Source organism: Pantoea sp. 18069, assembly GCF_902706035.1.
Lineage (GTDB): Bacteria > Pseudomonadota > Gammaproteobacteria > Burkholderiales > Burkholderiaceae_C > Comamonas.
In genome coordinates this window covers 65,573-76,891 of sequence record NZ_CACSJA010000011.1, presented here as the reverse complement: position 1 = coordinate 76,891, position 11,319 = coordinate 65,573, and the positions used below count along the sequence as shown (strand labels likewise).

11 protein-coding genes are annotated in these 11,319 nt (G+C 65.1%); all 11 read right to left on the bottom strand.

The genetic code is table 11. The features are described from left to right. Window positions 1-200: 200 nt before the first annotated feature. The 11 genes from GVL12_RS10955 to GVL12_RS10905 are packed head-to-tail and all read right to left on the bottom strand — an operon-like array spanning window position 201 to window position 11,312. Complete coding sequence (locus tag GVL12_RS10955) at window positions 201-977, bottom strand: RNA methyltransferase (RefSeq protein ID WP_159913769.1); 777 nt, start codon at window positions 975-977, stop codon at window positions 201-203. Window positions 978-983: 6 nt separating this feature from the next. Further along, entirely contained in the window at window positions 984-1,574 is a 591-nt protein-coding gene (gene rnhB, locus GVL12_RS10950; protein WP_235033849.1) for a ribonuclease HII, read from the bottom strand. A gap of 10 nt (window positions 1,575-1,584) precedes the next feature. Further along, window positions 1,585-2,742, bottom strand: a complete 1,158-nt coding sequence (gene lpxB, locus GVL12_RS10945; RefSeq protein WP_200843672.1) for a lipid-A-disaccharide synthase — start codon at window positions 2,740-2,742, stop codon at window positions 1,585-1,587. Window positions 2,743-2,755: 13 nt separating this feature from the next. Beyond that, window positions 2,756-3,544 (bottom strand): acyl-ACP--UDP-N-acetylglucosamine O-acyltransferase, encoded by a 789-nt coding sequence (gene lpxA, locus GVL12_RS10940; RefSeq protein ID WP_159913765.1) that lies wholly within the window; start codon window positions 3,542-3,544, stop codon window positions 2,756-2,758. Window positions 3,545-3,560: 16 nt separating this feature from the next. Beyond that, window positions 3,561-3,998 (bottom strand): 3-hydroxyacyl-ACP dehydratase FabZ, encoded by a 438-nt coding sequence (gene fabZ / locus GVL12_RS10935; protein ID WP_235033848.1) that lies wholly within the window; start codon window positions 3,996-3,998, stop codon window positions 3,561-3,563. Further along, a complete protein-coding gene (gene lpxD / locus GVL12_RS10930; RefSeq protein WP_159913761.1) occupies window positions 3,998-4,996 on the bottom strand; it encodes a UDP-3-O-(3-hydroxymyristoyl)glucosamine N-acyltransferase in 999 nt (332 codons plus the stop codon). Before lpxD ends, fabZ begins: the two co-directional genes overlap by 1 nt. Before the next feature lie 24 nt (window positions 4,997-5,020). Further along, complete coding sequence (locus GVL12_RS10925) at window positions 5,021-5,488, bottom strand: OmpH family outer membrane protein (protein WP_200843670.1); 468 nt, start codon at window positions 5,486-5,488, stop codon at window positions 5,021-5,023. A 38-nt stretch (window positions 5,489-5,526) separates the two neighbouring features. Then, the gene (gene bamA / locus GVL12_RS10920) at window positions 5,527-7,824 is read right to left on the bottom strand and encodes an outer membrane protein assembly factor BamA (RefSeq protein ID WP_159913757.1); all 2,298 of its coding nucleotides are present in this window, start codon (window positions 7,822-7,824) and stop codon (window positions 5,527-5,529) included. A 44-nt stretch (window positions 7,825-7,868) separates the two neighbouring features. Then, a complete protein-coding gene (rseP, locus tag GVL12_RS10915; protein WP_159913755.1) occupies window positions 7,869-9,233 on the bottom strand; it encodes an RIP metalloprotease RseP in 1,365 nt (454 codons plus the stop codon). A 43-nt stretch (window positions 9,234-9,276) separates the two neighbouring features. After that, window positions 9,277-10,461 (bottom strand): 1-deoxy-D-xylulose-5-phosphate reductoisomerase, encoded by a 1,185-nt coding sequence (gene ispC, locus GVL12_RS10910; RefSeq protein WP_159913753.1) that lies wholly within the window; start codon window positions 10,459-10,461, stop codon window positions 9,277-9,279. Next, window positions 10,458-11,312: a phosphatidate cytidylyltransferase gene (locus GVL12_RS10905; protein ID WP_159913751.1), complete on the bottom strand. Its 855-nt coding sequence runs from the start codon at window positions 11,310-11,312 to the stop codon at window positions 10,458-10,460. The genes ispC and GVL12_RS10905 overlap by 4 nt, the downstream gene beginning before the upstream one ends. Between the last annotated feature and the right edge of the window lie 7 nt (window positions 11,313-11,319).

Below are 11,319 nucleotides of genomic sequence, written 5' to 3'. Positions count from 1 at the left end.
CTTGTGTTGCGGGGGAAGGCTCGAAGCGGCGCTAGGCGTAGATGTGGAATGCTTGAAAGCCGCCCATTATAGCCGTGCACCATGACGGGCTCGTGGCTGCGCCCGGGATTACCCGAGAGCGCAGAAGACCTATACGGCCGCGCCGCGCACGTTCTTGGTGCGCCTGCCCAAGGCTCGTGAATCTTTTCCGAGGGCTGGCCCTAGCCTGCCGCCCCCAGCGCACTCGCATGCAGACAGATTGCCGCCGCGGCCGCGACATTGAGCGACTCCTCGCCCCCAGGCTGGGCGATGCGCACCTGCAGCGCCGCGCGCGCTTCGACGGCCGCGCCCACGCCCTGGCCCTCGTGGCCCATGGCCCAGGCGCAGGGCCAGGGCAGCTGGGCATGCTGGATCAGCGCACCCTGGTGCGAGCTGGTGACGATCAGCGGCACCTGCAGCGCGTCAAGCGCATCGACCTCGACCGACTCGACCAGATGCAGGCCGAAATGCGCGCCCATGCCCGCGCGCAGCACCTTCTGGCTCCACAGCGCCGCCGTGCCCTTGAGCGCGACCACCTGCAGGAAACCAAAGGCTGCGGCGCTGCGCAGGATGGAGCCCACATTGCCCGCGTCCTGCACGCGATCGAGCACCACGGTCGCCAGGCCCGGCTGGGGCGCCTGCCCCGGCAGCCATTCGAGCAGATAGCCCATGCGCGCCGGCGACTCCAGGCCGCTGATATCGGCAAACAGCGCGTCGGCGAGCACCACCACCTTGCCTGCGGCCTGCGCCCATTCGGCCGGCACCTGGGGCCAGAACGATTCGGCGAACACCGCTATTTCGGGGTGCAGGCCGCGCGCCAGCGCCGCGCGGCACAGGTGGTCGCCTTCGAGCCAGACCCGGCCCTGCTTGCGGTAGGCCGTGCTGTCGTGCGAAAGCTTGCGCAGTTCCTTGACGAAGGCGTTGTCACGCGAATGGATGGCAGTCACAGGTGAAGTCATGGCGATTCAGAAAAAAGAGGGGGCCAGCACCTGGGCGACAGGCGAGAACGAGCGCCGGTGCTCGGGGCAGGCGCCATGCGCCTGCAAGGCCGTCAGGTGGGCCGGCGTGCCATAGCCCTTGTGGCCGGCAAAACCATAGGCCGGATACTGTTCGTGCAGGCGCTCGCACCAGCGGTCGCGGTGCACCTTGGCCAGGATCGAGGCCGCGGAAATCGCCTTGACCAGGGCGTCGCCCTTGACGATCGCTTCGGCCTGCATGTCCAGCACCGGAATGCGGTTGCCGTCGACCAGGACCAGCACGGGTTTCAGGCGCAGCCCCATCACCGCGCGGCGCATGGCCAGCATCGTGGCCTGCAGGATATTGAGCTCGTCGATCTCCTGCACGCTGGCTTCGGCAATCGAGCAGCACAGCGCCTTCGCGCGGATTTCGTCGAACAGCGCTTCACGGCGCGCGGCCGTGAGCTTCTTGGAATCGGCCAGGCCCGCGATCGGGTTCAGGTCATCGAGAATCACGGCGGCCGCCACGACCGGGCCGGCCAGAGGACCGCGGCCCGCCTCATCCACCCCCGCTACCAGGCCGGGCGGATGCCACGGCAAGCAGACCTGTTCAGGTGGAAGAGACAACTTTCTGGATTGCATCAGCGGCCAATCGGGCGGTATCGCGCCGCAGCAGATGGTGCAGCGCTGTGAAGCGCTGCTCGAGCGCTTCAATGGTTGAAGGAGAATCATCGCGCGCGCGCAGCCAGCGCAGCACCTCGGCCGCAAGGGCTTCGGGCGTGGCCGCGTCCTGCAGCAACTCCGGCACGACGAACTCGCCGCACAGGATATTGGGCAGGCCGACCCAGGGCTGGAGCTGCTTGCGGCGCATCAGCCGCCAGCTCAGCGACTGCATGCGGTAGCCGATCACCATCGGGCGCTTGAACAGCGCCGCTTCGAGGGTGGCCGTGCCGCTGGCAATCAGCGTGCAGTCGCAGGCCGCGAGCGCATCGTGCGACTGGCCCGACAGAATGCGGATACGCGCCTCGATGCCGGCGGCGCGCGCCGCCTGGCGCACGGTGTCGATCAGCGAAGGCACGGCCGGAACGATGATTTCCACCGCCGGATACGCCTTGCCGACCAGCGCTGCGGCCGCGAAGAACACGGGCGCGATATAACGAATTTCGGAAGTCCGGCTGCCGGGCAGCACGGCCAGCACCAGCGCGTCCGGCGCCAGGCCCAGCCGCTGGCGCGCGGCCTGGCGATCGGGCTCGAGCGCAATCACGCTGGCCAGGGGATGGCCGACATAGGTCGCGGCAATGCCATGGGCCGCGAGCAGCTCGGGCTCGAACGGAAAAATGCACAGTACATGGTCGGCCGCGCGGCGTATCTTCTCCACGCGGTTGGCACGCCAGGCCCAGATCGACGGGCAGACGAAATGCACGGTCTTGACACCCTTGGCGCGCAGATCGGCTTCGAGCCCGAGATTGAAGTCGGGCGCATCGACGCCGACAAACACGCTGGGCGGATCGGCCAGCAGCCGATCGCGCAGCTGCCGGCGTATGCGCAGCAGCTCGGCCAGGCGCTGGAAGACTTCGAGGTTGTAGCCGTGCACGGCCAGGCGCTGGCTGTCCCACCAGGCCTCGAAACCGCGCGAGCGCATGTGCGGGCCACCAATGCCCGCGCTTTGCAGCCCCGGCCACTGGGTCTTGAGACCGTCGAGAATCAGGCCGGCCAGCAGGTCGCCCGAAGTTTCACCGGCCACCATGGCCACACGCGCTGCAGTCATTGAAGGCTCCCGTTCAGCGTGCAAGACCGCGCTTGGAGCCGGCGATAAACGCGCTCACGGCATCGATATCGGCGACGGCTTCGGGATTTTGCGACTTCAGTTCAGCAATTGCCTGGCGTGCGGCCTCGAGCGTCAGGCCCTGGCGGTACAGCAGCTTGTGCATCTGCTTGACCGCGGCCAGGCGCTGGGGCGAAAAACCGCGCCGGCGCAGGCCTTCGAGGTTGAAGCCGCGCACCGACAGCGGATTGCCGTCGACCAGCATGAATGGCGGCACGTCCTGCGAGATATGGCTGGCAAAGCCGGCCATCACATGCGCACCGATCTGGGTGAACTGGTGCACGCCGGTCAAGCCACCCAAAATTGCGTGGTCACCGACCTTGACATGGCCGGCCAGCGTCGCGTTGTTGGCCAGCACCGTGTGGTTGCCCACGACGCAGTCGTGCGCAATGTGCACATAGGCCATGATCCAGTTGTCGCTGCCGACCTGCGTCAGCCCCTGGTCCTGGACGGTGCCGGTATTGAAGGTGCAGAACTCGCGGATGGTATTGCGATCGCCTATGACCAGCCGCGTGGGTTCGCCCGCGTACTTCTTGTCCTGCGGCTGCGCGCCCAGCGAGGCGAACTGGAAAATGTGGTTTTCCCGGCCTATCGTCGTGTGGCCTTCGATGACGCAATGCGCGCCCACGGTGGTGCCGGCGCCTATGCGCACATCGGGACCGATCACCGCATAGGGACCCACGGTCACCAATGCGTCAAGCTGGGCTGCCGGATCAACCAGCGCGGTAGAGTGAATACGGCTCACGACCAACCCAGCGCCTTCAGCCCACAGCCCGCATGGTGCACATCAGGTCGGCTTCGCAAGCCACCTCGTCGCCCACGCGGGCCACGCCCTTGAACTTCCAGATGCCGCCGCGCACGCGGTCGATGGTGATTTCCAGCACCAGCTGGTCACCGGGTTCGACCGGACGCTTGAAGCGTGCGGCGTCGATGCCGACGAAGTAGTAGATGTTGTTCTCGTCCGGCACCTGGCCCATGGCGTCGAACGCCAGCAGGCCCGCGGCCTGTGCCAATGCTTCGAGCATGAGCACGCCGGGCATCACGGGGCGGCCAGGAAAATGGCCCTGGAAATAAGGCTCGTTGAACGTGACGTTCTTGATCGCCTTGATGCGTTGGTTGCTCTCGAGCTCCAGAACCTTGTCCACCAGCAAAAAGGGGTAGCGGTGGGGCAGTTGCTTGAGAATTGCGTGAATATCCATCATTGCGTTCCGATCTTGCTGTCCTGCGGCTGCTGCTGCTCAAGCGCCTTGATGCGCTCACGCAAGCTGTGCAGCTGCTTTAAAGTGGCAGCATTTTTTTCCCATTTGTTGTTTTCATCGACAGGAAACATTCCTGTATAGACGCCGGGTTTGCTCAAAGAACGCGTCACCACAGTCGCCGCCGAGATATGTACATTTTCGGCCAATTGCAAGTGCCCGAGCACGATCGCGCCGCCGCCGACGGTGCAGTGCGCACCGATCTGCGCGCTGCCCGCCACGCCCACGCACCCGGCCATGGCGACATGCTGTCCGACATGGACGTTGTGTCCGATCTGGACCAGATTATCCAGCTTCACGCCATTTTCAATCACAGTGTCATCAAGCGCACCCCTGTCCACGCAGGTATTGGCGCCAATTTCAACATCATCGCCGATGCGCACTGCGCCGAGCTGCTCGATTTTGACCCAGGTTCCGCGCTCGGGCGCAAAGCCGAAGCCATCGGAGCCCAGCACCACGCCCGAATGCAGCAGGCAGCGTGCACCCACGCTGCAGTTCTCGCCCACCGTGACGCGCGACTTGAGCACCGTGCCCGCACCGATGCGCGCTCCGCGCTCGACCACGCACAGCGGGCCCACATAGGCCGTCGGGTCGATCTGCGCCTGCGGATCGACCACCGCGCTCGGATGCACGCCGCTGGGCAGCGCGCGCTCGTGCAGCCGCTTCCACAGCTGGGTCGCGCGCGCGAAATACACGTAGGGGTCGGGCGTGACGATGCACGCGCCGCGTTGCATTGCCGCATCCCGCATGCCGGGCGCCACAATGACACAGGCCGCCTTGGAGGCGGCCAGTTGCTGCTGGTAGCGTGGATTGCTCAGGAAACTCAAGTCTCCCGGGCCTGCGGAGTCCAGCGGAGCGATGCGGGAAATTTCCGTATCACTGCCTGCCAACTCCAGCGTCCCCCCCAGCGCACCCACAATTTGCCCGAGTAACAAGCTCACTGTCTGTACGTCTTCTGCAGCAGATTACTTGGCAGCGTTGAGCGCCTTGAGCACCTTGTCGGTGATGTCATGCTTGGGATTGATGTAGACCGCTTCCTGCAGGATCACGTCGTACTTTTCCGCTTCGGCAACCGTCTTGACCACGCGATTGGCGCGCTCGAGCACTTGCGAGAGTTCTTCGTTCTTGCGCGAGTTCAGGTCTTCCTGGAATTCACGGCGCTTGCGCTGGAATTCACGGTCCTGGTCCACGAGCTGGCGCTGGCGTGCGGTGCGCTGCGATTCCGACAGCGTCGGGGCTTCGCGCTCGAACTTGTCCGAAGCCGTCTTGAGGGCGTTGCCCGCGTCTACGAGGTCTTTTTCGCGCTTGGCGAACTCTTGCTCGAGCTTGGCCTGGGCGGCCTTGGCCGTGGTGGCTTCACGGAAGATCCGGTCCGTATTGACAAACCCGGCCTTGAATTCTTGCGCATGCGCAGCCAGAGCCATAGTGCCCATCAGCACGGCCAGAGAGATTTGGCGAGAAAGTGATTTCATTAGAAGGACGTTCCGATTTGGAATTGAAGTTTCTGGATTTTATCCCCAGCAAATTTGCGCACGGGATGAGCATACGCCAAGCGCAATGGCCCCAGCGGGGAAATCCAGCTCAAGCCAATGCCAGTCGAAGCCCGCATCTGCGAGAAGTCGACTGTCTCGCGGTCGCCAAAAACATTACCGACGTCAACAAAAGTGAACACGCGCAAGGTCTTGTCATTTCCAGCGCCTGGCAGCGGCGCCATGAATTCGGCGTTCAGCGTGACTTTCTTCGGGCCGCCCAGCGACGAACCGATCACGTCACGCGGGCCCAGCGTGCCCTGGTCGAAGCCACGCACCGAACCCAGGCCGCCCGAGTAGAAGTTCTTGAATACCGGGAACGGACGGCCGTTGAGGCCCTTGCCCCAGCCCAGCTCGCCGTTGAAGGCCAGCGTGAACTTCTTGCTCAGCGGCACGTACTGCTGGATCTGGTAGTTGGCGCGCACATAACGCGCGTCGCCCGCCACCGACCAGTCGGTGTTGAGGCGCTGGTAGCGGCCGTCGTTGGGGGCGAGCGCGCTGTCACGGCTGTCGCGCGACCAGCCTATGGTGAGCGGCACGGCCGTGCTGGTATAGCCATAGGTGTCGCCATAGGCCAGGTAGGCCGCAGGAATGTTGGTGCCCGGCTTGATGCGGGTCTGCTCCAGGCCCGCGCCGAAGAACACGGTATCGAGTTCGCTGAACGGCACACCGAAACGCACGCCCGTACCCGCGGTCACGAGTTCGTAGTTGCCGCCCTGGTCTTCATAAGGCTTGTCGGTGCGGTAGTAGACGTCAAGCGTGCGCGAGATGCCTTCCTTGGTGAAATAAGGATCGGTCGTGCTCAGCACCAGGGTACGGCGATATTTACTGGTATTTACATCAACACCCAAATAGTTACCTGACCCAAAAACGTTTTCCTGCTTGATACCGAACGACAACGAGATTTTCTCGGCACTTGAAAAACCTGCACCCAATTGCAACGAACCCGTGGGTTTCTCGGCCACCGTCACCACCAGGTCGACCTGGTCGGGCGAGCCCGCGACTTCCTGGGTCTCGACGTTGACTTCGGTGAAGAACCCCAGGCGGTCGACGCGGTCGCGCGAGAGCTTGATCTTGTCGCCGTCGTACCACGAGGCTTCGAACTGGCGGAACTCGCGGCGGATCACTTCGTCACGCGTGCGGTTGTTGCCGCTGACCTGGATGCGGCGCACATAGGCGCGGCGCGAGGGCTCGGCCTTGACCACGATGGACACGCGGTTGTTGGCGCGGTCGATCTCGGGCACGGCTTCGACGCGTGCGAACGCAAAACCGAAGTTGCCGAAGTGGTCGGAAAATGCCTTGGTGGTTTCGGTCACCTGGTCGGCGTTGTAGGGCTCGCCGGCCTTGATCTTGACCATGGACTTGAACTCGTCGTCACGGTCGAGGTAATTGCCTTCGAGCTTGACGTCCGAGACCACATAGCGCTCGCCTTCGTGGATGTTCACCGTCAGCGAAATCGTCTGCTTGTCCGGCGAGATCGCGACCTGGGTCGAATCGATGCGGAACTCGAGGTAGCCGCGCTGCAGATAGTACGAGCGCAGCGTTTCGAGGTCGGCATTGAGCTTGGAGCGCGCATAGCGGTCGGACTTGGTGTACCAGCTGAGCCAGCCGCCCGTGTCCTGGTCGAACAGGCCCTTGAGCGTGGATTCGCTGAACGCCTTGTTGCCGACCACGTGGATCTCGTTGATCTTCGCCGGCTCGCCTTCGGTCACCGTGAACGTCAGGTTGACGCGGTTGCGCTCGATCGGCGTCACGGTGGTCACGACTTCCGCGCCATACAGGCTGCGGTTGATGTACTGGCGCTTGAGCTCCTGCTCGGCGCGGTCGGCGAGCGCGCTGTCGAAAGGCCGGCCTTCGGCCAGGCCCACGTCGCGCATGGCCTTCTTGAGCGTGTCCTTGTCGAACTCCTTGGTGCCCGCGAAGTTGACGTCGGCAATCGTCGGACGTTCCTCGACCACCACCGTCAGCACATTGCCATTGGCTTCGAGGCGCACGTCCTTGAACAGGCCCAGCGCAAACAGCGCGCGGATCGCGGCCGAGCCTTTTTCGTCGTTGTAATCATCGCCCACGCGCAAGGGGATGGACGCAAAAATGGTACCCGCTTCCACCCGCTGCAGACCTTCGACGCGGATATCCTGTACCTTGAAAGGCTCAAGTGCCCAGGCAGCGTTGGCCGCAAGAACCATGGCGGTCAAGGCCGAAGCGGTACGCGCGCCTAAGCGATTGATGTGTTTTTTCATGAGTGAATTGCCGCCGACTTGCTTGGCAAATTCGGCAAAAATAGTTAGCCCAAAAGCCGGTTGATATCGTTGAAAAAGGCGATGCACATCATCATCAGCAGCACAGCCACGCCGAGACGCTGCAATCTTTCCATCCAAGCTTCGGACACCTGCCGGCCCGTCACGCCTTCCCAAAGATAATACATCAGGTGCCCACCGTCCAAAACCGGCAGGGGCAGCAGGTTGAGCACGCCCAGGCTGACGCTGATCAGCGCGAGGAAAGCGAGGTACTGCGTGAACCCCATGTTCGCCGATTTGCCCGCATAGTCGGCAATCGTCAGCGGGCCGCTGATGTTCTTCAGCGACGCCTCGCCGATGACCATGCGGCCTATCATGCGCAAGGTCAATACCGACAGATCCCAGGTGCGCTGCGCGCCATTTTGCAGGCCTTCCAGGAAGCCCCGGCGCACCAGCGTCATTTCAGGCGCGGCGCCGACGAACGCGCCTATGCGTCCGAACCATTGCCCATCCTGCTGCACCGCGTCCGGGCGCACCGACAGCTGCAGCGGCTGGCCGCCCCGCTCTATGCGCCAGTCCTGTGCCAGGCCTTGCGCGTCGCTGACTGAGGCGCGGATCAGGCCGCGCAGCTGCTGGCCGTCGAGCACCGTGACCGGCCCCACGGACAGTACCTTGTCGCCTTCGCGCAGGCCCGAGCGCTGTGCCGCGCCGTCGGGCAGCAGCTCGCCCATGACGGCCGGCGTCCAAGGCGCGACCACGCCTATGCGCTCGAACAGCCCTGCGTCGGCATCGCGCGTTTCCAGCGTGCCCAGCGGCAGCTGGAGCACCGCCGCGGCCGACGCCTGCGGCCGCAGGATCTCCAGACGCACATCCTCGCCTTCGAGCGCCGCGCGCGCCAGCGCCCAGCGCAGCTCGTCAAAGGAAACCACCGGCTCCCAGGGGCCGTCGCCGCGCGCCACGGCCTGCACCAGCTCCGCGCCCTGCAGGCCTGCGGCCTGGGCCAGCGAGCCGGCCGGCGGGCTGGCGACATAGGGCTTGGGCTCCTGCACGCCTATCCAGTTGACGGCCGCATACAGCAGCACCGCGAGCAGCAGATTGGCCGCGGGCCCGGCCGCGACGATGGCCGCGCGCGCGCGCAGCGGCTGGTTGTTGAACGCCAGATGCCGCTCCTCGGCAGAGACCGGCGATTCGCGCTCGTCGAGCATGCGCACATAGCCGCCCAGCGGAAACGCCGCGAGCACGAACTCCGTGGGCGAGCCTTTGGGCGTCCAGCGCAGCAGGGGCTTGCCGAAGCCTACCGAAAAACGCAGCACCTTGACGCCACAGGCGACCGCCACGCGGTAATGACCGTACTCGTGCACGGCGATCAGCACGCCCAGCGCAAGCGCGAAAGCAAGGACAGTCATCAACATGGAGGGCGCCTATTTCGAAAAAAAGAGGGCCGGACCTGGCCGTTCAGGCCAGTGCCCAGCGTTCGACCGCAGCGCGCGCGCAGTCGCGCGCCTGGGCATCGACGGCCAGCAGGTCCTCGAGCGAGCCCGGGGCCTGCGGCAACTGCATTTTCGCCAGCGTCTCGAGGTTGACCGCATGGATACGGTCGAACGTCAGGCGGCGGTGCAAGAAAGCATCGACGGCCATTTCGTTGGCCGCGTTGAGCACCGTGGTCGTGCCCTCGATCGCGCGCAGCGCCTGCCAAGACAGGTGCAGGCCCGGAAAGCGCTGGGCATCTGCGTCCTCGAACGTCAGCGCCGTCAACTGGGAGAAGTCCAGCCGCGCCGCACCGCTGGCGATGCGCTCGGGCCAGGCCAGGCCGCAGGCAATGGGCACGCGCATGTCGGGCGTGCCCAGCTGGGCCAGCACCGAGGCGTCGTTGAACTGCACCATCGAGTGCACGATCTGCTGGGGATGGATCACCACCTTGATGCGATCGGGCGTCATGTCGAACAGCCAGCGCGCCTCGATGACTTCAAGCGCCTTGTTCATCATCGTCGCCGAATCCACGGAAATCTTGCGGCCCATCGAGAAGTTCGGGTGGGCACAGGCCTGCTCGGGCGTGATCTGCGAAAGGCTTGCGGGATCGCGCGTGCGAAACGGCCCGCCCGAGGCGGTGAGCAGGATGCTGTCCACGCGCCGGGGCCATGTCGTGCGGTCTTCGGGCAGGCACTGGAAAATCGCCGAATGCTCGCTGTCTATGGGCAGCAGCGTCGCGCCATGGCGCTTGACAGTGTCCATGAACAGCGCGCCGCCGACCACCAGCGCTTCCTTGTTGGCCAGCAGCAAACGCTTGCCGGCCCGGGCCGCGGCCAGGCACGGGCCCAGGCCCGCGGCGCCGACGATCGCGGCCATGACGACATCGACCTCTTCATGCGCGGCGATCTGCTCGAGCGCATCGCCCGCCTGCAGCACCTGGGTCGCCAGGCCATTGGCCTGGATCTTCTCGGCGAGCTCGCGCGCATGGGGCGGGCTGGCCATGACAGCAAACCGCGGCTTGAACTGCGCGCACTGCGCGAGCAGCAGGTCGACCTGGGTCGCGGCGCTGAGCGCAAACACCTCGTAATCCGCGAGGTGGCGCGCCACCACGTCGAGCGTGCTGGTGCCTATCGAGCCGGTGGAGCCCAGGATAGTAAGTCGTTGTTTCATGGCTGTACGAAGGAAGAGAGCATCATGGCCAATGGCAGGGTCGGCAGCAGCGCATCGATGCGGTCGAGCACGCCGCCGTGGCCCGGCAGCAGCGCGCTGCTGTCCTTGACGCCGACGCTGCGCTTGACCAGCGACTCGACCAGATCACCGACCACGCTCATGGCCCCCATGAACACCACGGCCAGCACCAGGAACCACAGGCCCTGGCGCAGCAAAAGGGAATAGAAGCTCGGCAGGGCTGCGCCCAGCTGGCGGTCGGCGACCACCCAGACCGCCGCCAGCACCAGCACCCCGGCCATGCCGCCCCAGACCCCTTCCCAGCTCTTGCCGGGGCTGATCGAGGGCGCGAGCTTGTTGCGCGTGAACTTGAGGCCGAAAGTGCGGCCGGCGAAATAGGCAAAGATGTCGGCGACCCAGACCAGCAGCAGCACCGACAGCAGGAAATTGACACCCATGCGGTGCGCCTGCACCACGGCCAGCCAGGCCAGCCACAGCGCGAGCACGCCGCCCACCAGCCGCAGCGCCAGCGGCACACGCCCCCAGGCGCCCACGCCCGCACGCAGCAGCGCCGCGGCGCCCAGCACCCAGAGGCTGCCGCCTATCAGCCACAACCGGGCCAGCGACTGGTCCAGCCAGCCCAGGTACCAGGTCAGGGCGCACAGCAGCAGGCAGGCCGCGGCCAGCGCAACGGCGCCGGCCTGGCGCAGGCCATGCATCCGGCCCCATTCCCAGGCGCCTGCGGTCATCAGCACCAGCACCACCAGCGAGAACGGCAGCGGGTCCGGATAGAACAATGCGGGAAGAAGAATCGCCAGCAGGACCAGAGCGGTAATGACACGCTGCTTGAGCATGGTTCCC

Coding starts and splice junctions, on each gene's coding strand:
- rseP (WP_159913755.1), bottom strand. CDS start 9,233: ATGTTGATGACTGTCCTTGCTTTCGCGCTTGCGCTGGGCGTGCTGATC.
- GVL12_RS10955 (WP_159913769.1), bottom strand. CDS start 977: ATGACTTCACCTGTGACTGCCATCCATTCGCGTGACAACGCCTTCGTC.
- GVL12_RS10925 (WP_200843670.1), bottom strand. CDS start 5,488: ATGGGCACTATGGCTCTGGCTGCGCATGCGCAAGAATTCAAGGCCGGG.
- bamA (WP_159913757.1), bottom strand. CDS start 7,824: ATGAAAAAACACATCAATCGCTTAGGCGCGCGTACCGCTTCGGCCTTG.
- ispC (WP_159913753.1), bottom strand. CDS start 10,461: ATGAAACAACGACTTACTATCCTGGGCTCCACCGGCTCGATAGGCACC.
- lpxB (WP_200843672.1), bottom strand. CDS start 2,742: ATGACTGCAGCGCGTGTGGCCATGGTGGCCGGTGAAACTTCGGGCGAC.
- fabZ (WP_235033848.1), bottom strand. CDS start 3,998: ATGGATATTCACGCAATTCTCAAGCAACTGCCCCACCGCTACCCCTTT.
- GVL12_RS10905 (WP_159913751.1), bottom strand. CDS start 11,312: ATGCTCAAGCAGCGTGTCATTACCGCTCTGGTCCTGCTGGCGATTCTT.